16 protein-coding genes are annotated in these 21,401 nt (G+C 44.4%); 9 read left to right on the top strand and 7 right to left on the bottom strand.

Translation table 11 applies throughout. From position 1 onward, the window contains the following. Positions 1 to 18: 18 nt before the first annotated feature. Positions 19 to 789, bottom strand: coding sequence for an ABC transporter ATP-binding protein (locus tag KI743_RS00445; protein WP_032549478.1), 771 nt, complete (start codon positions 787 to 789; stop codon positions 19 to 21). Between the two features lie 260 nt (positions 790 to 1,049). Next, positions 1,050 to 2,531: a flagellar sheath protein A gene (locus KI743_RS00440; protein WP_285464142.1), complete on the bottom strand. Its 1,482-nt coding sequence runs from the start codon at positions 2,529 to 2,531 to the stop codon at positions 1,050 to 1,052. Positions 2,532 to 2,971: 440 nt separating this feature from the next. Here KI743_RS00440 and KI743_RS00435 point away from each other — a divergent pair, with 440 nt between their 5' ends. The 5 genes from KI743_RS00435 (at position 2,972) to KI743_RS00415 (ending at position 9,977) form a co-directional block, all read left to right on the top strand. After that, positions 2,972 to 4,513: a DUF3360 family protein gene (locus KI743_RS00435; RefSeq protein WP_032549480.1), complete on the top strand. Its 1,542-nt coding sequence runs from the start codon at positions 2,972 to 2,974 to the stop codon at positions 4,511 to 4,513. 342 nt (positions 4,514 to 4,855) lie between these two features. Continuing rightward, a complete protein-coding gene (gene pflB, locus KI743_RS00430) occupies positions 4,856 to 7,132 on the top strand; it encodes a formate C-acetyltransferase (RefSeq protein WP_285464138.1) in 2,277 nt (758 codons plus the stop codon). A 201-nt stretch (positions 7,133 to 7,333) separates the two neighbouring features. Beyond that, the gene (locus KI743_RS00425; protein ID WP_285464137.1) at positions 7,334 to 8,335 is read left to right on the top strand and encodes a lipid A deacylase LpxR family protein; all 1,002 of its coding nucleotides are present in this window, start codon (positions 7,334 to 7,336) and stop codon (positions 8,333 to 8,335) included. Positions 8,336 to 8,498: 163 nt separating this feature from the next. Next, positions 8,499 to 9,239 (top strand): pyruvate formate lyase 1-activating protein, encoded by a 741-nt coding sequence (gene pflA / locus KI743_RS00420; RefSeq protein ID WP_032549483.1) that lies wholly within the window; start codon positions 8,499 to 8,501, stop codon positions 9,237 to 9,239. Positions 9,240 to 9,476: 237 nt separating this feature from the next. Continuing rightward, the gene (locus KI743_RS00415) at positions 9,477 to 9,977 is read left to right on the top strand and encodes a YfbU family protein (RefSeq protein WP_255231035.1); all 501 of its coding nucleotides are present in this window, start codon (positions 9,477 to 9,479) and stop codon (positions 9,975 to 9,977) included. A 77-nt stretch (positions 9,978 to 10,054) separates the two neighbouring features. Here the strand turns inward: KI743_RS00415 and KI743_RS00410 are convergent, their stop codons facing one another. After that, on the bottom strand, positions 10,055 to 10,786 hold the full coding sequence (locus KI743_RS00410; protein ID WP_306416731.1) for a MipA/OmpV family protein: 732 nt from the start codon (positions 10,784 to 10,786) through the stop codon (positions 10,055 to 10,057). Positions 10,787 to 11,164: 378 nt separating this feature from the next. On the opposite strand from KI743_RS00410, the gene KI743_RS00405 reads away from it, so the two are divergent. The 3 genes from KI743_RS00405 (at position 11,165) to KI743_RS00395 (ending at position 16,030) form a co-directional block, all read left to right on the top strand. After that, positions 11,165 to 13,099, top strand: coding sequence for a PrkA family serine protein kinase (locus KI743_RS00405; protein ID WP_150895222.1), 1,935 nt, complete (start codon positions 11,165 to 11,167; stop codon positions 13,097 to 13,099). A gap of 85 nt (positions 13,100 to 13,184) precedes the next feature. Further along, a complete protein-coding gene (locus tag KI743_RS00400; RefSeq protein ID WP_032549490.1) occupies positions 13,185 to 14,456 on the top strand; it encodes a YeaH/YhbH family protein in 1,272 nt (423 codons plus the stop codon). 11 nt (positions 14,457 to 14,467) lie between these two features. Continuing rightward, a complete protein-coding gene (locus tag KI743_RS00395) occupies positions 14,468 to 16,030 on the top strand; it encodes a SpoVR family protein (protein ID WP_150871751.1) in 1,563 nt (520 codons plus the stop codon). A 100-nt stretch (positions 16,031 to 16,130) separates the two neighbouring features. Here the strand turns inward: KI743_RS00395 and sohB are convergent, their stop codons facing one another. Beyond that, entirely contained in the window at positions 16,131 to 17,198 is a 1,068-nt protein-coding gene (gene sohB, locus KI743_RS00390) for a protease SohB (protein ID WP_285464132.1), read from the bottom strand. A 133-nt stretch (positions 17,199 to 17,331) separates the two neighbouring features. On the opposite strand from sohB, the gene KI743_RS00385 reads away from it, so the two are divergent. Further along, positions 17,332 to 18,075 carry a YciK family oxidoreductase gene (locus KI743_RS00385; protein ID WP_032549496.1) on the top strand — a complete coding sequence of 248 codons (744 nt, stop codon included), beginning with the start codon at positions 17,332 to 17,334 and terminating at the stop codon, positions 18,073 to 18,075. Positions 18,076 to 18,152: 77 nt separating this feature from the next. Here KI743_RS00385 and KI743_RS00380 read toward each other — a convergent pair whose 3' ends face one another. The 3 genes from KI743_RS00380 to KI743_RS00370 form a co-directional block, all read right to left on the bottom strand. Then, positions 18,153 to 19,442 carry an NAD(P)/FAD-dependent oxidoreductase gene (locus KI743_RS00380; RefSeq protein ID WP_150895228.1) on the bottom strand — a complete coding sequence of 430 codons (1,290 nt, stop codon included), beginning with the start codon at positions 19,440 to 19,442 and terminating at the stop codon, positions 18,153 to 18,155. Positions 19,443 to 19,889: 447 nt separating this feature from the next. Further along, entirely contained in the window at positions 19,890 to 20,429 is a 540-nt protein-coding gene (ycfP, locus tag KI743_RS00375) for an alpha/beta hydrolase YcfP (RefSeq protein WP_032549500.1), read from the bottom strand. Positions 20,430 to 20,537: 108 nt separating this feature from the next. After that, a complete protein-coding gene (locus KI743_RS00370) occupies positions 20,538 to 21,392 on the bottom strand; it encodes a phosphotransferase (RefSeq protein ID WP_285464127.1) in 855 nt (284 codons plus the stop codon). Between the last annotated feature and the right edge of the window lie 9 nt (positions 21,393 to 21,401).

Raw genomic sequence — 21,401 nt, 5'->3', positions numbered from 1 at the left:
AGCGATACTCGCAATACGTTAATAAATCGATGAGATAAACTGTTGTAGACGTTCAGACTCAGGGTTAGTAAAGAGTTTAGCTGGATCGCCCTGCTCTTCCACTAGACCTTGGTGTAGGAACATCACATGATTAGAAACATCACGTGCAAACGCCATTTCGTGCGTTACCACCAGCATGGTTCGACCTTCCTCAGCCAAATCACGCATAACACCCAATACTTCACCCACAAGTTCAGGGTCAAGCGCCGATGTCGGTTCATCAAACAGCATTACTTCAGGGTCCACAGCCAATGCACGCGCGATAGCGGCACGCTGTTGTTGACCACCGGAAAGGTGACCAGGGTAATAATCTTTACGCTCGTACAGTCCTACTTTTTTGAGAAGCATCTCTGCGTTTTCAATCGCTTGTGCTTTAGGAACACCCAGTACATGGACAGGTGCCTCAATAACATTCTCAAGAACAGTTAGATGAGACCATAGATTGAAGCCTTGAAAAACCATCGCCAAGCGAGAACGGATTCGCTGAACTTGTTTTTCATTGGCAGGAACTGATTCACCAAGGCGGTTGTTTTTCATTTGGATAAGTTCTCCGTTTACCCAAATCTCACCGGCAGTTGGTGTTTCTAGAAGGTTGATACAGCGAAGAAAGGTACTCTTGCCAGAGCCAGAGGAACCGATGATTGAAACCACGTCCCCTTTATGTGCAGAAAGCGAAATTCCTTTTAAAACTTCATTTTGACCAAACGTTTTGTGTAAGTCCTTTATATCCAGCGCTGGTACATCTTTCATGCGCTTTCTCTCCCAAGTTTGTGTAAATGCAAGGTACTCCGACCTTTTCATGCGATACAAACTAGCACCCAACGCAGCAACATGCAACAAATTATTAACCTATCATTTAGGAATAAATAGCACTTCACTCTGACTTATTATGCACTAGGTAGCGTTTTCCTCTCAATTCGATGAATAGTAGTAATAAAAAAGCCCCGATTAACGGGGCTTTTTAGTTAACAAAATGTGAAGTCCATTTGTTTGAAAATTGCTACTACTAGTTAGTTTACGCCTTGCTGATAAAACTGAACTTCACTTCCCATGATCTCGATTCTTCTCAACTTGTCGTCTGATGCCATCGAGAGTAGACCATTCACATCATTGTAGTTTGGAATAGCGGATGAAATTAGGACTTGAGGGTCAATATTGTGTGCGAAGAACTGCTTCACCTGCGCCTCACTTTCTGGATCTAACTGAGCCAAAGACACCTCTAAGCGGTCATTGTTGTTGTCAATGTTAAGCACTTCATCGGTACTACTCATCAGCACCTGGTCTTTGTTCGGCGCGGCAAAAATAGTTTGATAGAAGTTTCTATTGTTATTATTCGAAGATCTTAAGTGCGTTCTCTGAATTTGATAATCTGATACCACATAGCCATCAGCACTTAAACAATAATCAGTACACCCTGTATTAGTAATAGATGCAGTCAACGCACTCAATGTAGGTAAAGCGACAGTAGTCCCTGCAGAATCTACAGAGTCATAGATTTTTGCATTCCAGCTACCAGAAGCCACATCAGTACTTGCCTCAATATCAAACGACCAGTTGTCGATTGCAGAAGAGCCATCAATCACACCATAAACTTGTCCAGATTCGTAGATTGGCTGCCAAGTGTGGATCTCGTTATCTATTTCAACATCAATTTTACTTGTGTTATTCAACGTCAACCCAGCGGCTGTAAATACGGGTTTGACAATATTCTCATCCGTCGGCGCGCCACTTTGGCTACCGCTACCCTGAGACGAATCATAGACATAACTAGCATCCATAACAGCGTAGTGACTCAGATCTCTACTTTCACCGCTGCTATGAGTATCAAACAAAGTCACTAACACGTTATGTGATGCTGGAACATCTGAATTGACTTTTATACCACTTGCGATCGTATTGCCGTTAACAGAGTTATCAATATAACTACTTTGGTAATAGCTCGTATTAACATCGACTTGGTCAACTTTTACCGCTGCATTTGCATCAACATTTACTTTTTGTGATTGTTCGCCTTGATAGCAAGAGTAAGTAGAAGAATGTTGACGGACATTTAGTGTCATGTCTGAAAGTAGCTCTTTAGATACAGTAAACATGTACACATCTTGAGTTCCTTGAATAGAACCATCAATTTCTTCTAGAGATACATAACCTCCGTCAGGAACATCGCCACTATCAATCACGAAACGACCATCGCTGTCTGATTGATTCGTCGCAGTGATTGCACCGTTTTCGTCATGGAATAGAATGTTATAGTTAGCGGTAGCTTCATATGCCGCAATAACCTTCGTTCCATTTACGTCAGACTCATCCTGACCAATGATAGAACAGCCACTAGCTACCGCACTTCTTTCGATGGAATTTAAGCTGAGCATTTGCCACGTATATTTTGGGGTTGCAGGTGCTCCACCACCGCCACCGCCGCCTCCGCCGCCACAGCCAACAAGTAGTCCTGAGATAATTGCCGCTAGTGGCAACATTTGTGTCTTTTTCATCTATTTCCGTCCTGTTTGTGGCAACAGCGCGCCAAAATTTAGTCTCTACGAATGATGTAGCAAAAAACAAGCCAAGCATTAAAAGGCTTACTTGTTTTTCTAATAGAAATGTGACGGGGTGAGATAAACGTCAAGTTGTGAAAACAAATTACACGTTTTTTTAAAGATTACTTATTGAGCATTGTCATTTTGTAGCTTTCTTTCACATAAACTCATAAAGTGATCAAGATCAATCACCCTAAAGGGTAAGCTTGTTAGACTCCTCGACACACAATAAGGCATATAAAAATGCCAAATGTTTCTTTTAACTTAGCCGCACAAAGCACGCAAAAACCGTGCAACATTGTGTTAATGAGTTATAAACAAAAGAGATGACGCAGTTTTGCGCATTTATAGAATTCATTTTTCGAATTACTACCAAATAAAAATATGAGGAATCTATGTCAGACGTTGTCAACAATGCGAACTCTGAAGTAGAAGAAAAGAGCTATCAAGAGCTACACCGCCCTGCTTCTGAATTCGAAAGCCGCTCCGACTATCTAGATCACGAGCTGCAAATCATGAAGCCTCGCCGCTTCGGCCTTAACCTTCCTGGTCGTGACTTCCGTTTTGAACTTGAAGACCTTGTTCCAGCGCTTGCTGGTACTATCGGCATCATCGCGATGTATTCTGCGGTTATGATGTCTTGGGCTGAAGGTCTGACGCAAGCTTGGGATCACGTGAACCTAGGTAAAGACTTCGCTATCGAAGTCGCTCGTGTAGAAATGCTTATTCCTGCACTACTCTTCTGTATCCTTGCTTCTGGTTTCTTCAACCCGAAAGCAAACCTTGCCGGTAACCACGGCCCAATGATCCCACTTATCGGTACCATCGCTCTTGCAGGTGCTCACCCTCTTGCATTGGCTATCCTTATCGGTGTGTTTGGTTTGATCCTGAGTTTGCTCAAAGGTGGCTCTAAACTGGTTAACCTCACTTCCGAAGGTACTGCCGGTGGCTTGCTTATTTTCTTAGGTTTAACCGGTACTATGAGCCAGATCAACTCGATCCAAGCTTGGGCTGTTGGTCTAGAATCTGACACAGTTGCTGCGGGTAGCATGGGTTACATTGGCCTTATCGTACTTGCTGTTACCATCGGCCTTTACGCTTTCCTTGCTAAAGTGAACAAGCGTTGGCTAGCAATTCCTGTTTGTGCTTTCACTGGTCTAGCGATTGCACTGGTTCTTGGTGCAGGCTTCGACATTAAATTCGTGACAGAAACAGGTCTTCCAAACCTAAACCCTGTTTACTGGTGGGGTTCTACTGAAGAAGGTTGGATGCTAGGTCTTCCAAATATGGAACACTTCATTGCATCTCTACCATTTGCAATCCTTGCGGTAGCAATGTGGTCACCAGACTTCCTAGGTCACCGTATCTTCCAAGAGCTTAACTACCCTAAAAAGTCTGAAAAAGTACTGATGGACGTAGATGACACAATGACTATGTGTTCTGTGCGTCAAATGGTTGGTACAGCTGTAGGTGGCGGTAACATCACTTCATCTTGGGGTACGTACATGATCCCAGCAGCGATCGCTAAACGTCCTATCCCGGGTGGTGCAATCCTACTTGGCTCTCTATGTATCATCGTTGCGATTCTTGGCTTCCCAATGGACGTTGCGGTATGGCCACCAGTGATGCGTGTTGCTCTTCTAGTTGGTGTATCTCTTCCTCTACTTGAAGCAGGTATGCAGATGGTTAAAGACAGCAAAGACTCACAAGCAGCGGGTATCTGTATCTTCGGCTCTGCGGTTGTTAACCCAGTTCTAGCTTGGGCTCTAACAATGCTTCTAGATAACAACGGTCTGATCGGTGACAAAGAGCGTCCTAAGCGTCTATCTTTTGTAGACAAGATTGTTATCCCAGTAGGTGTACTTGTTATCTGTCTTGTTGCAATGCTTGCAGTAGGTATGCTTGAAGGTCAATACGGCATTAAAGCTTGGCTGTAAGTTGGTCTGAATACTCTGACCAAACGTATCTAGCCATCACAGCTAGACTCAAATAAACAGAGTAAATTCAAAAAAAGTTTGGGTGGTGAAAGTCACCACCCCTTTTTTCTCAACTTTTTTTAGCATTTATTGATTTAGTTTAAGGTTTGCAGGATTTTTTTAGCGTAGTCTTGAATACATCGAAGTGAGACACCATTTAAAAAGTAATGACAATATATATAATCATATGAATCCGATGTGATAATACATATTGTTATTAATAAGAGTGTACTACCCTATACAGGGGCGCTGGCTCAACAGCGTTAAAGTACGTGTTTTTTCTACTAAAAAGGTAGGTATGTCATGGCAGAGCAATTTGCTAAAGCTTGGGAAGGTTTTGCTGCAGGTGAGTGGCAAAATGAAGTAAACGTTCGTGATTTCATTCAAAAGAACTACGCGCCGTATGAAGGCGACGAATCTTTCCTAGTTTCTGAAGGTACTGAGGCTACTAACAAGCTTTGGGCTTCGGTAATGGAAGGTATCAAACAGGAAAACGCAACTAAAGCACCTGTAGAATTCGATACTTCTGTTATCTCTACCATCACTTCTCACGATGCTGGTTACATTGAGAAAGACCTAGAAACAATCGTTGGTCTTCAAACTGAGAAGCCACTTAAGCGTGCTATCATCCCTAACGGCGGTATCCGCATGGTTGAGGGTTCTTGTAAAGCATACGGTGAGACTCTTGATCCAGCTGTTTCAAAAATCTACTCTGAATACCGTAAAACACACAACGCGGGTGTTTTCGATATCTACACGCCTGACATCCTAAAATGTCGTAAGTCTGGTGTTCTAACTGGTCTTCCAGATGCATACGGTCGTGGTCGTATCATCGGTGACTACCGTCGTGTAGCTCTATACGGTATCGACTTCCTAATGAAAGACAAGCAAGCTCAATTTGCTTCTCTTCAAGAGCAATTCGAAAGCGGCGAAAACCTAGCAGAAACAATGCAACTTCGCGAAGAGATCTCTGAGCAACACCGCGCTCTAGGTCAAATCAAAGAGATGGCTGCTAAATACGGCTTCGATATCTCTGAGCCAGCTCAAACTGCTCAAGAAGCTATCCAGTGGACTTACTTCGCTTACCTAGCAGCTGTTAAGTCTCAAAACGGTGCTGCAATGTCTCTAGGTCGTACTTCGACTTTCCTAGACATCTTCATCGAGCGTGATATCGCTGCAGGCAAGATCACTGAAGTTGAAGCTCAAGAGATGATCGACCACTTCGTAATGAAGCTACGTATGGTTCGTTTCCTACGTACTCCTGAATACGATGAGCTATTCTCTGGTGACCCAATCTGGGCTACTGAGTCTATGGGTGGTATGGGTATTGACGGTCGTACACTAGTTACACGTACTAACTTCCGTTTCCTAAACTCTCTATACACAATGGGTCCTTCTCCAGAGCCAAACATTACTGTTCTTTGGTCTGAGCAACTACCTGACGGCTTCAAGCGTTTCTGTGCGAAGGTATCTATCGATACTTCTTCTATCCAGTACGAAAATGATGACCTAATGCGTCCTGACCTAGAGTCTGATGATTACGCTATCGCTTGTTGTGTATCTCCAATGATCGTTGGTAAGCAAATGCAGTTCTTCGGCGCTCGTGCGAACCTTGCGAAAACTATGCTTTACGCAATCAACGGCGGTGTAGATGAGAAGCTTAAACTTCAAGTAGGTCCTGTTTCTGACAAGATCACTGACGAAGTTCTTAACTACGATGACGTAATGGGTCGCCTAGACACATTCATGGACTGGCTAGCTAAGCAGTACGTGACTGCACTAAACAGCATCCACTACATGCACGACAAGTACAGCTACGAAGCGTCTCTAATGGCTCTTCACGACCGTGACGTTCGTCGTACTATGGCTTGTGGTATTGCTGGTCTATCTGTTGCGGCTGACTCTCTATCTGCAATTAAGTTTGCTACAGTTAAGCCAATCCGTGACGAAGACGGCATTGCTATCGATTTCGAAATCGAAGGCGATTACCCTAAATACGGTAACAACGACTCTCGTGTAGATGATATCGCTTGTGAACTAGTTTCTACGTTCATGAACAAGATCCGTAAGCTTAAGACTTACCGTAACTCTATCCCTACACAGTCAGTTCTTACTATCACGTCTAACGTTGTATACGGTAAGAAAACTGGTAACACTCCAGACGGTCGTCGTGCTGGTGCTCCTTTCGCTCCTGGTGCTAACCCAATGCACGGTCGTGATGAGAAAGGTGCTGTAGCGTCACTAACGTCTGTAGGTAAACTACCGTTTGCTGATGCACAAGATGGTATCTCTTACACGTTCTCTATCGTACCTAACGCTCTTGGTAAAGACGTTGAAGGTCAGAAAGCGAACCTTGCAGGCCTAATGGATGGTTACTTCCACCACGAAGCTGGTATCGAAGGTGGTCAACACCTTAACGTGAACGTTCTTAACCGTGACACTCTAGAAGACGCTGTTAAGCACCCTGAGAAATACCCTCAGCTAACAATCCGTGTATCTGGTTACGCTGTTCGCTTCAACTCTCTAACTGCAGAGCAACAAGCTGACGTAATCGCACGTACATTTACTGAGTCTCTATAATCTTATAGCTGACTAACACAGTAAAAATATTAGCCTCGCCAATGTGCGGGGCTTTTTTATATCTGCAAAGATATTTCGTGCGTTCTCTCGACAAAATGAAATGTTAAGTTGCGCAAAAATGTTCTGTTACATTCACTTTTTTTCCACACCAGTCACTAATTTGGGGTACTATTTTGGTTCGTTACCAAAGAGTACTTTTTAATGAAGCTTGTCCGTTTTTTACCTCTACTTCTATGGTCTTTTTCATCGGTTGCCTCGGAGCGTTCTACCGTTACTTTCGCTCTCGATAACGACGGCATTTTTGGCGTTGACCAAGACTATACGAACGGCTTGTTTTTAAGCTACACATCATCAGGAATCACCCCATACAGCTGGGCCAAGCCATTGAGCCTTTCAGCTTGGGGCGCTAGCTCACTTGATAAATGGGAAATTACAATTGGTCACAAGATGTATACCCCATCCGATATTGAAGTGACTGAACCTTTAGCCAATGATCGTCCGTATGCTGGTTTTCTCCATTCGGAATTTAATTACATCAGCCTTCACCCACAACAGGCTCAACGATTCAATCTGACTTTGGGTACAACTGGTGAAAGCGCCCTTTCTGAACAAGCTCAAAAACTCGTGCACTCGATTACCAAATCTGATGAACCAAATGGTTGGGAATTCCAAGTCGATGATGAGTTTGTCGGTAGTGTCGGTTACCTTAGCCACTTCAACTTGATGCGTTCTCGCTCTGTAGCAAATACCGATTTCGAAATATCTAACGTATCAGAAGTCAACGCTGGTAACTTTAGAAGTGACATTTCAACAGGCTTTATGCTTCGCTGGGGTACTGACCTCGGGGGGAACTTTGGTGCAGCAACCATCACATCAGAAAATCCGTTCCGCCCAGGTATGATTGGTGCGTCAAACCGAGGCTGGTTTACTTATGCAGGTATCGAAGGCCGCTACCGTTTCAATGATATTACGATTGAGGGTGACCGCTCTGGTGTCGAGAAATATGCGCTAGAAAATGGCGAAAACCCAGCCATCTATGATGTGACTTTAGAGAACATTCAAGCCACAGCTGTAGCTGGTGTAGCTTGGTACAATCAACATGTAGGCGCTGCGTTCTCATTGACCATGAAAACCCCGGATTACGAAGAAGCAAAAGAGTCAATTTATACAACAGGTGGTGTGACTTTCTTTGCGTTCTTTTAGACGAAAAGTAACGAAATTATTCATTTGCTAAACATAGAGATAAAGGTAATCAACTTCGGTGTTGATTGCCTTTATTTTTGGGCGTTCAAAGGGGATTGACCCTATTTTATGTACCGTTTTTGTAATAAAATAACCAACATAAATACTAATACGAGAGCAGCTCATGTCTACAACTGGTCGCATTCACTCATTCGAATCTTGTGGTACCGTCGACGGCCCAGGAATCCGCTTTATTGTGTTTCTACAGGGCTGTTTAATGCGCTGTATGTATTGTCATAACCGTGACACTTGGGACACGCATGACGGCAAAGAAGTTACCGTTGAGGAGATCATCAACGAAGCAAAATCGTATCGTCATTTTATGAAAGCCTCAGGTGGTGGTGTGACATGTTCAGGCGGCGAAGCGATGCTTCAACCTGAGTTTGTACGCGACTTCTTCCTAGCAGCAAAAGCCGAAGGTATCCATACTTGTCTCGACACTAACGGCTACATCCGTAAACACACCGAAGTTGTTGATGAAGTTCTCGACGCTGCAGATTTGGTGATGCTCGATCTCAAGCACATGCGAGATGAGATTCACCAAGATTTCATTGGTGTCTCTAATAAACGTACTCTAGACTTCGCGCGCTACTTACACAAAATTGGTAAGACAACTTGGATTCGTTATGTTGTGGTGCCTGGTTACACGGACAACCCTGAAGATGCTCGCCTGTTAGGTGAATTCATTAAAGACATGGACAACATCGAGAAAGTTGAGCTACTGCCATACCACAAACTTGGTGCTCACAAATGGGAAGCTCTAGGCATTGAGTACCCTCTAGAAGGTGTGAATCCACCAAGCAAAGAGACTATGGATGAGATCGTATCAATACTGAGTGAGTACCACTCCAACGTTAAGTACTGATCCACCAATTCTTTAGGAGCGCTTCATTTGATGAGGCGCTTTTTTATTGGCGCTCTACTGCGCCACTCATTCACGGTTTCTATTCATCTCCTCTCATTTTTCGTTACAACTTCTGTTGATCATTTCAAAAAAACGTATTAAATCCGTGTTGAGATCATGTTTCGGTAAGTAGAATTGCTGTTACTCTTACTTCAACAAACAAATTACAACATTTAGTTTTTTAGTGAGGTTCCTCCCATGGAAATGACCAATGCTCAGCGTCTAATTCTATCAAATCAATACTACCTAATGTCTCAAATGGATCCTGAGAACTCAGCTAAATACCAGCGTCTACAAACGATTGTAGAACGTGGTTACGAACTACAAATGCGTGAACTGAACAAAGAGTTTGGTTGCCTAACAGAAGCAGAGTGTCGCGAAATTATCGACATCATGGAGATGTACCACGCGATGCAAGAATCAAACAAGATGCTTGCAGATGAAGAGCGTAAAGAAGTGGATCAACGTCGTTTACAGTTCCTAGGATTTGACATTGCATCTGAAGCACAGATCGTACATTACGTGCGCTTCCTGACTGACTCAGAAGGCCTTTACCCACAGTTTGATAAAGCGGATCACCACTTCAACAGCCAAATGCCGATGCTTGATAAGTACCGCCGCATGCTGACGACATGGCGCAACTGCCCTCGCCAATACCACCTATGTGCGACAGAGCTATCTCAAATCTTCAACGCATAGTAGATAGACAAAAATAATAAAGGGTTGCTGGTGAGCAACCCTTTTTCGTTCGATTATTTTAAAGAGAAAATCAACAATTAGAAGACGTAAGCTATGCCGACGTTTGCCGTAGTATTGACACCACTCTCGATAATTGGGCTCTTCTCTATATCGCCTTCTAGATTGGTGTAGCGGACACCACCCGTTACGCGGATATTTGGTGTAATGTGCATATAACCACCTAACCCAACAAAGTATTGACCGTCCCAATCTGCATCAAATTCATCTAAGTTTGTTCTGTTAGCTTCATCCGAGCTCACACCATAAAGATGATTGTTAATACGTTCACTGTTGTAAGCGTAACCAATCGAAGGGGTAATCGCCCAACCTTTGCGGCGAATCGGCAGTCGCCAAGCTGCCTCACCATACACACCGTTATGTTTAAAACCGATGTCTGAACCAATCGTCGCTTCAAACATCCCCACAAGCGTAATGACTTGATAACTTACGCCACCTAATACTGACGCTTCACGCTCATCAAGCTTTTGAATATCGACATTGTCGGAATCACTAGGTTTTAACGTTCTTGGGTCGTACACCGCTCTAAATACAATATTCTGAGGTGTGCCAACTGGGAATAGACGATAACCGGCACTGAAACCACGCATAAAGAAGTGCTCTCCCTCATAGCCAACCATTGGGATCACGGCTCTATTCGAAGGGGTTTCTTTATACACAGCTGGAGAGTAAGAAGCTGCAACGCCTAAAGACCATTGAGATATCTTTGCTTGCACCCCAGAAGTCGCCAATAAAGTGGTGCCCACCACCAACGCTTTTACCCAATTACTCTTCACTGCTAAAACCTTATTCACATCGTCTAAATAAAAACCAAAGCCATTATATGGTACGAAATACCCAAAAATCAACCATACACAGAATCAATACCAGATATTACACATTTTTATCTATCAAATAATAAAAACTGAAAATTTAAAACTCTGTTTAAAAAGGCTTCGTATAAAAAGTAATTTGTTTAAGCATAAACCCGCAGTTCGCAACATTCGCGGACATCACAATTCAGACAAAAATGTAAATAAATGCATAATTGTTAAGCAAAATTGTATAAGCGGGTCTAGGCTTAAGTTGTGGGGAGTTCGTAATTTTCAATCGCTCGTCAGTTTTGACAGGTTAACAAGGGGAATGTGACTATGAGTATTTTCGACCACTATCAATCACGCTATGAAGCAGCCAAGGAAGAAGAGCTGACTCTGCAAGAGTTCCTTGGGCTGTGTAAGGACGATAAAAGTGCCTATGCCAACGCTGCTGAGCGCCTGCTACTTGCGATCGGTGAGCCAGAAGTCATCGACACCGCACAAGACCCTCAGCTCAGCCGAATTTTCTCTAACCGAGTGATCTCTCGTTATCGAGAATTTGAAGACTTCTACGGCATGGAAGACGCTATCGAACAGATTGTTTCTTATCTAAAACATGCTGCGCAAGGATTAGAAGAACGCAAACAAATTCTGTATCTTCTTGGCCCAGTGGGTGGTGGTAAATCCTCTCTGGCTGAGAAACTAAAATCACTGATGCAAAAAGTGCCAATTTACGTGCTTTGTGCTGATGGCGAGCGAAGCCCTGTTAACGACCACCCATTCTGTCTATTCGACGTTAACGAAGACGGCGACGTGCTTAAGCAAGAGTATGGCATTGAAAAGCGTTACCTACGCTCAATTATGTCTCCGTGGGCTGCCAAGCGTCTGCATGAATTTGGTGGCGACATTTCTCGCTTCAAAGTAGTGAAAGTACGCCCTTCAATCCTCGATCAGGTTGCTATCGCCAAAACCGAGCCGGGTGATGAAAATAACCAAGACATCTCATCACTGGTTGGTAAAGTTGATATCCGTAAACTCGAGCACTTCTCTCAAGATGATCCTGATGCATATAGCTATTCAGGCGCATTGTGTAAGGCAAACCAAGGCCTGATGGAATTTGTAGAGATGTTTAAAGCACCAATTAAAGTGCTACACCCTCTACTAACCGCAACCCAAGAAGGTAACTTCAACGGTACTGAAGGCCTTTCAGCGCTGCCATTCGACGGCATGATCCTCGCGCACTCAAATGAATCTGAGTGGCAGACATTCCGTAACAACAAAAACAACGAAGCGTTCTTAGACCGTGTGTACATTGTAAAAGTCCCTTACTGTCTACGCGTATCTGAAGAAGTGAAAATCTATCAGAAACTGCTTGAGCACAGTGAACTGTCAAAAGCACCATGTTCACCGAGCACACTCGAGCTACTCTCTCAATTCAGCATCCTGTCTCGTCTGAAAGAGCCTGAAAACTCATCGCTATTCTCGAAAATGCGTGTTTACGATGGGGAGACACTCAAAGACACCGATCCAAAAGCGAAGAGCTACCAAGAGTACCGTGACTACGCAGGCGTAGATGAAGGTATGTCAGGTCTATCGACTCGTTTCGCCTTCAAGATTCTTTCAAGAGTGTTTAACTTCGACCAAACCGAAGTCGCGGCTAACCCAGTACACCTCTTCTACGTTATTGAACAACAAATCGAGCGCGAGCAGTTCCCTCAAGAGACCGCCGAGAAGTACCTAGAGTTCTTGAAAGGCTACCTTGTACCTCGCTACGTTGAGTTCATTGGCAAAGAGATTCAAACCGCATACTTGGAGTCATACTCTGAGTACGGCCAAAACATCTTTGACCGCTACGTCACCTATGCTGACTTCTGGATTCAAGACCAAGAGTACCGTGATCCTGAAACAGGTCAGCTGTTCGACCGAGCTTCACTGAACGGTGAACTCGAAAAAATTGAGAAAACCGCGGGTATTAGTAACCCTAAAGACTTCCGTAATGAAATTGTGAACTTTGTACTTCGTGCGAAAGCAAACAACAATGGTAAGAACCCAGTTTGGACCAGTTACGAGAAGCTCCGCACTGTGATTGAGAAGAAAATGTTCTCGAACACCGAAGAGTTGCTACCGGTTATCTCTTTCAATGCGAAAACATCTTCTGAAGACCAGAAGAAGCACGATGACTTCGTCGCTCGTATGATGGAAAAAGGCTACACCGAGAAACAAGTAAGACTGCTCTCTGAATGGTACCTAAGAGTTCGTAAGTCCTCATAAGCCAAAACGTGAGAGCTGCCTAACGCAGGCAGCTCCACTACTCACAAGAAGTAGGTTCACGACGTAAATTTGAGAGGGAGTTCTTATGGCACAATTTATTGATCGGAGGCTCAATGGTAAGAATAAGAGCGCAGTGAACAGGCAGCGCTTCATTCGACGCCATAAAGAGCAAATCAAAGAGTCGGTAGCAGATGCTGTTAACCGTCGCTCAATCACCAACACCGAGACGGGTGAAGATGTCTCTATTCCGCATAAAGACATCAAAGAGCCAAGCTTCCACCAAGGCCAGGGAGGCGTTCGCGAGCGCGTTCATCCAGGTAACGACCAATTCATCACTGGCGACAAAATTGAGCGCCCAAAAGGTGGTGGACAAGGTGGAGGTTCTGGACAAGGCGAAGCGAGTCCAGATGGTGAAGGGCAAGACGAGTTTATCTTTCAGATCTCTAAAGACGAATATTTAGATATTCTGTTTGAAGATCTCGAGCTGCCTAATCTAGAAAAAAATCAGATCAACAAAATCACCGAGTGGAAGACCCACCGCTCTGGTTATCAAACCGCGGGTATTCCATCGAACATCGCTGTGGTTCGCTCACTACAACAGTCGCTAGCAAGAAGAACAGCGATGACAGCAGGCAAACGCCGTGAATTGAACTCATTGATGGAGCAACTCGACAAAGTTCAAATGACAGAGCCCGCTCAGCCTTTCGAAGAGACGCGACTTAAAGAAGAGATCGCCGAACTAAGAAAGAAAATCGAAAGCGTGCCATTCATTGACACGTTTGACCTGCGCTACAAGAACTATGAGAAGCGTCCTATCCCATCCAGCCAAGCAGTTATGTTCTGCTTAATGGATGTGTCAGGCTCAATGGATCAAGCAACAAAAGACATCGCAAAACGCTTCTATGTGTTGCTGTACCTGTTCTTGAACCGTACCTATGAGAACGTTGACGTTGTTTTCATTCGCCACCACACACAAGCGAAAGAAGTCGATGAACATGAATTTTTCTACTCACAAGAGACAGGCGGAACGATCGTATCCAGCGCTCTCAAGTTAATGGACGAAATCGTTGCTGAGCGTTATCCGTCAAATGAGTGGAACATATACGCGGCACAAGCATCCGATGGCGATAACTGGGCAGACGACTCCCCGCGCTGTAAAGAACTGCTTGTGAACAAACTACTGCCAACCTGTCAGTACTACTCCTACATAGAAATCACTCGTCGTTCACACCAAACGTTGTGGCATGAGTATGAGAAGTTAGAAGCAAGCTTCGATAACTTCGCCATGAAAAACATAAAAACCGTGGACGATATTTTCCCGGTATTCAGAGAACTGTTCCAGAAAGAGACAGCGTAAGGAGGCTTTTCATGACAGCAAAATCAAGCGTTGCAGAGAAAGATAGCCCTGCGGATAAAAACAGAGGCAAGATGCTGCCAGACGGCCCTGATTGGACGTTTAACCTCTTAGAACAATATCATGTCGAGATCAAACGTGTGGCTGAGCACTACCGACTCGACACCTACCCTAATCAAATTGAGGTTATTACCTCTGAGCAGATGATGGACGCCTACTCAAGTATTGGCATGCCGATCAATTACAACCACTGGTCATTTGGTAAAAAGTTCATCCAAACCGAGCAAAACTACAAGCACGGTCAGATGGGGCTTGCCTATGAGATCGTGATTAACTCAAACCCATGTATTGCCTACCTAATGGAAGAGAACACTGTGACTATGCAGGCGCTGGTGATGGCGCACGCGTGTTACGGGCATAACTCTTTCTTTAAAGGCAACTACCTATTCCAGACATGGACCGATGCGAGCTCTATCATCGACTATCTGCTGTTCGCGAAAAAGTACATTGCGGACTGTGAAGAAAAATATGGCGTCTCTGAGGTCGAACAGCTACTCGATTCGTGCCATGCATTGATGAATTACGGTGTAGACCGCTATAAACGCCCAGAGAAAATCTCCATCGCTGAAGAAACAGCACGTCAACAAGAGCGAGAGGCATACCTGCAGTCTCAAGTGAATGAACTGTGGCGTACTGTACCGAAGAACCGCGATAAAGAGGAAGAGCAGAAGGTACGTTTCCCTAGCGAGCCACAAGAGAACATTCTCTACTTCATTGAAAAGAACGCACCACTACTAGAACCTTGGCAGCGTGAGTGTGTTCGTATCGTGCGCAAAATCAGCCAATATTTCTACCCACAAAAACAGACTCAAGTGATGAACGAAGGCTGGGCGACCTTCTGGCACTATACGATTTTGAATCATCTTTACGATGAAGGCTTGGTCAGTGACAAGTTCATTCTGGAGTTCCTGCATAGCCACACCAGTGTTGTCGCGCAGCCTGCCTACAACAGCCCTTATTTTAGCGGAATTAACCCTTACGCACTCGGCTTTGCGATGTTCCAAGATATACGTCGAATCTGTGAGAATCCTACAGATGAAGACAAGGAGTGGTTCCCTGAGCTGGCTGGTAGTGATTGGCTCGAGGCTGTTCACTTTGCTATGCATAACTTCAAAGATGAGAGCTTTATCAGCCAATATCTGTCACCGAAGATCATTCGCGACTTTAAGCTGTTCTCAATCCTTGATGATGACCGAAAAAGCGTAATTGAGGTAAGCGCGATTCATGATGAAATGGGCTACCGCATGATTCGTGAAAAACTCGCAGCGCAATACAACTTGAGTAACCTAGAACCAAACATTCAAGTATTCAACGTAGATGTGCGCGGTGACCGTTCAATGACTCTGCAATACGTACCTCACGACCGTATTCCGCTTGATAAAGGCTACGACGAGGTAATGAAGCACCTCTATCGCTTATGGGGCTTTGACGTGATATTGGAAGAGCTCAAGGACACAGGGCATAGAGAAATCCTTGCGACGTGTCCAAAGCGTAACGATTATGGCTCGAAGATCTAACTTGGTTTCAAACCACATCATGTAGAAAACAAGTAATCTAAACAAAAAAGCGCACTGGCCGAAACCAATGCGCTTTTGTTTTTTCTGCAGTAACAGATAGTTATACGATTGGCTTTTGACCACGCTCAATCAGCTTCAGCAAAATATTATCTGCCGACTTACCCGCTACTCCAGCAAGTTTGTCTGTTAGCTTCTTCTTCTGAACATAGTGAATCGCAAGAACTGTTTTCTCTTTGCACGCATCCACAACGATGTCATCAGAAGTGCGAATCTCATCAACTAAACCTAGAGCGTGAGCTTGAGTACCAAACCAGTGTTCACCCGTCGCTACTTTTTCTAGGTCTAAGTCTGGGCGGTGGTCACGGATAAAGTCTTTGAATAAACCGTGAGTCTCTTCAAGCTCCTGCTTGAACTTCTCGCGCGCTTTATCGTTGTTTTCACCGAACATAGTCAAGGTGCGTTTGTACTCACCGGCTGTCAGTTGTTCAAACTCAATGTCGTACTTTTTCAGTAGTTTATTGAAGTTAGGTAGCTGAGCAATAACGCCGATAGAACCAACAATAGCGAAAGGCGCTGAAACAATCTTATCGGCAATACACGCCATCATGTAACCGCCACTCGCTGCGACTTTGTCGACAGAGATAGTCAGAGGAAGACCCGCCGCTTTAATACGGTCAAGCTGAGAAGACGCTAAACCATAGCCGTGAACCATGCCGCCGCCAGACTCAAGCTTAAGCAATACTTCATCGCCCTCACGAGCCACCGCTAATACAGCTGTTACTTCTTCACGAAGAGAAGCCACCTCTTTTGCATCAATACTGCCATTGAATTCCAAAACAAACAGGTGCGGTTCGCGCTTGCTGTCCAACTCACCCTCTTTCGCTGCTTTTTTGACTTCTTTGCCGCGTGACTTGGTTTTCTCTTTTTCCGCTTTCTTTTCAGCCTTATCACGAGCCTTGATGAACGCATCATCATGTAAATGATGCTCTAGCTGCTCGATAGTCTGTTTGTGATGATCAGATAGGTTAGTGATTTCCAGCTCACCTTTTATCGCGCTTGATTTACCGCCCACCGATTTCGCAATCACTAAAATTGCAATAATGGCGATTACAACAGTCGCAATCTTGGCTAAAAACAAGCCGTAGTCCAACAAAAAGTCCAATGTCATATCCCCTAATGTACGAATTAGTGTATTGTAACCATCTTGTCACGATTACCAAGAATTTCTAATCATTCCTGCGGTTATCTGTGTGATTAAACATCAATGGAATGACGAACATAAAAATAGAAGGATAAGCACAGTGGATTACCCAATCTCTACAGATGCCCTCAAAGATAAAGTAATTTTGGTTACAGGCGCTGGAGCCGGTATTGGCCGCCAAGCTGCATTGAGTTTTGCTCAACACGGTGCGACAGTGATTCTGCTCGGCCGTAACGTAAAAAACCTTGAGTTTATTTACGATGAAATAGAGAAAGCAGGCTACCCACAACCTGCGATCATCCCGTTGGACCTTAAGGGTGCAACAAAGCAGAACTACATCGACATGGCTGAAACGATCGAATCTCAATTCGGTCGCCTAGACGGACTACTGCACAACGCAGGCGTGCTTGGTACTCTGAGTCCATTCGATCAAATCGAAGAAGACACGTTTGATGATGTGATGCAGATTAACGTAAAAGCTGAGTTCTTAATGACTCAAGCTCTTCTACCGGTACTTAAGAAAGCAGAAGCGGGTCGTATCGTATTCACCTCTTCAACAGTTGGTCACTCTGGCCGTGCCTTCTGGGGCTCTTACGCTATCTCTAAATTTGCGACTGAAGGCATGATGCAGATTCTAGCCGACGAAGTAGAAGGCACAGCTTTGCGTGTAAATGCGATTAACCCTGGTGCGACTCAAACGCGCATGCGTGCAAAAGCTTACCCAGGCGAAGATGCAAACAAGCTGAAGACACCACTCGACATTATGCCGCTGTACTTGCACTTGATGAACCCAAGTGTAACCGACGTACACGGCCAATGTATTGATGCGCAACCTAAACGATAACCGCGCAACAATTTAAACGAAGCATAAAAAAAGAGCTCCTAAGAGCTCTTTTTTAGTCATAACTAACTTTAATCTAATTAGTGAAGCTTAAGGTTTGGACGCAGTACGCGGTTAATACGGCCTACCAACATCATCAGTGATGTCTTAATCACGCCATGTAGCGCCATTTGGTGCATGCGGTATAGCGATATGTAAACCACGCGAGCGATACGACCCTCAACCATCATTGAACCTTTGGTTAGGTTACCCATCAAGCTACCAACCGTTGAGAAGCGGCTCAAAGAAACCAAAGAACCTTTATCTTTGTAGATATAAGCCTTCTGCTCACGACCATTTAGTTTGGCAATGATGTTGCTGAATGCGCAGCTAGCCATTTGGTGTGCTGCTTGAGCACGTGGTGGGACAAAAGAGCCGTCCGCTTGTGTACATTGTGCTAGGTCACCAATAACGAAAATATCGTCATCACGTGTCGTTTGCAGTGTATCTTTCACTACCAATTGGTTGATACGGTTTGTTTCTAAACCACCGATATCTTTAATGAAGTCTGGTGCTTTGATACCTGCGGCCCAAACCATAATCTGAGCAGGGATCTTCTCACCCTCTTTAGTCGTTAGACCATCAGCGTCAGCTTGCGTCACCATAGTCATCGTACGAACGTTCACACCAAGCTTAGTCAGCTCAGAGTGTGCCGCACTTGAAATACGTGGTGGAAGTGCAGGAAGAATGCGCTCACCCGCTTCGATTAGGTTTACGTTTAGCTTGCTTGAATCTAGGTCGCCAAAACCGTAAGTACGCAGCTCTTTAACCGCATTGTGCAGTTCAGCAGACAGTTCTACGCCTGTTGCACCCGCACCAACAATAGCGATGTCTACCGTACCTTGGCCGTTCTTAGCATGCAGCTTCAGGAACTCATTGTTCATCTCGGTACGGAAACGGTGCGCCTGTTCTGGGCTATCTAGGAAAATACAGTTGTCACGAACACCTGGAGTATTGAAATCATTCGACGTTGAGCCAATCGCCATAACCAGAATGTCGTATTCCAACTCACGGCTAGGCATCAATAGTTCGCCATTTTCATCACGAAGTTCGCTTAGGGCGATAACCTTACGTTCGCGATCGATGTCGTTTAGGCTACCCATCTGGAAATCAAAGTAGTGATTCTTTGCATGTGCACGGTAGCTCAATGCGTCGACACCTTCGTCCAAAGAGCCGGTTGCTACTTCATGCAGTAACGGTTTCCAAAGGTGGCTCGCTTTTCGGTCAACCAGTGTAATCGTTGCGCGTTTTTTACGGCCTAGGGTGCGCCCTAGCTTGGTTGCTAGTTCTAAACCACCAGCACCACCGCCTACTACGATAATTTTTGTCACGATGACAATCCTCTACAAAATAAATAAATGGGGTTCGGCTCGATTACTCCAACCGATAAATTCTGTTTTCTACTCAGTAACCTGCGTTATCGCAGTGGGAAGTTCGATTCGCTTCCTATTACCGAGTGTTTAGAGGGGCTAAGACTAAAGTCATCTGCTTTAGTAAGTTCACGTGGATAAAAAGAGCTTACCTGAGAGGTGAAGCGCAAAAAATGGGCAAGTTTATGACTCGCTCTCAATTTTTTTTGATATTTATCAAAATATTTTATTACCGAACATTATATAGAGCAAAAACGTGACCGCAACTAAAATCCTTACCTTCAATGAGGTTTCGTAGAAAAAATAGTTAACGTTTGCGTCATTTTCATTCACGTTAAAAATGCGTTGAATACAAAAAAAGCAGCACTCGGAAAAGCACTGCTTCTTGCTATCAAATTTTATAAGAATTTAAGCGTTCTTGAAGGCTTTCATCGCTTGTAAATGCTGGGAAATCTTCTTGAACTTGTGACTCTCTTTCTCATCCCAAATGATTTGATAATAGTCTTCAAGTTCAGCTGCTGTTTTGCTGTTGTCGTGAATTTCATCTTCACGAGACAGTACAACTAAGCAGCGATCTTTGTTCTTCATGCGATACTGGCTGACACACTTTGTTGCAATATCTTCGTATTCTTCTGGGCGATCAATTCTGCCGACCATGTTCTTTTCGGGTCTCAAGTTCGGGTTAAAGATCACCTGTTTGATACCGCATAAGAAGCCGATACGCTCAGACCAATATCCACCTAAGCCAACACCACAAATTATCGGGTGTGGGTCATCAGACTGTTCAATCACTTTATGCACTTCTTTAAGCAAGTGCTGCATGTCGTGTTTCGGGTGAAGAGTACTGTAGTTAATGAAACGAACGTCATCGTCAATGAATTGCAACTGCAGTATTTTTTCGTGGTTGCCCGGGCTTGTTGAGTCAAAGCCGTGTAGGTAAATAATCATTGTACCTCCCTGGTAAAATGCTGGTACGTTTTGATAAATCTAACATGAAAAATAAGGTTTTAAAGTACAGATACCTGAATTTGCATTTTTCCCATCCTAAACGTGATCCTAGCTACATAAAGTGCAACTGAGTGCCCGCGCTTCATCCATATATTGTTCATCCCCCCACAGCTGATGAGCCAGCAAATACCAAAGCATCGCCATCATTTTGCTGCGCGGTTGCCAAGCCTCGACGCCGTCTATCCATGCTTGAGTATCATGGATACCTCGAAACTGGCAATATTGTTTAACGGCCTCTTCTACCGGTACGTTAGCGACCGAAATCGTCAATGTTAAATCGAGTCGAGGATCCGCTAATGCTGCATACTCCCAATCAATAATTTTAATCTCATCATGCTGACGCACAAGGTTGTAGCCACCGAGATCAAAATGACAGAGTGAATTTTCGATTGGAGGTAGGTTAGGTGCCGAGCGCCATTGTTGATAAATAGCTTCAAACTCCTCACCTCTGTGCTCTTTATCAAGCCGTAGCCAATAATGGTCGACTCGGGCGGTAAAACAGAAGGGATGCAGAGGGAGTCGCGAAGTGTTGACCAAATGCACAGATACCAAGGTTCGCATGAGCTGTTGAAGTGAGAGGTCATCGTGAATGGTATCCCCTTCAACCCACTCGACTAACAAACCTTGCTTATTGATGGTCATCGCTTGTGGCGCAATATGAAGCTGCTCTATCGCCGAGAGTACTTGATACTCTTCATGACGCGAAATACCGAAGGCTTCTGTAATGGAAGTCGCGGGTCGCCAGACAAAAGCTTTCCCCTCGCCTGTTTCTATCTTCCAACAACGGTTGGTGAGGCCACCGGTTAACGTTTGTGCTTTCACAGGAGGGACATCGAAATAGTCATCAAGTGAGCCTAGGCTCGCATCCAGTTTTTTGGCTTCATCCCAGCAAAAAATCGCCATACTCTCTGT

The sequence above is a fragment of the Vibrio sp. D420a genome (assembly GCF_030248625.1).
GTDB lineage: Bacteria > Pseudomonadota > Gammaproteobacteria > Enterobacterales > Vibrionaceae > Vibrio > Vibrio fortis_A.
The sequence above is the reverse complement of the archived record's forward strand: the minus strand, read 5'-3'. Positions and strand labels throughout refer to the sequence as shown.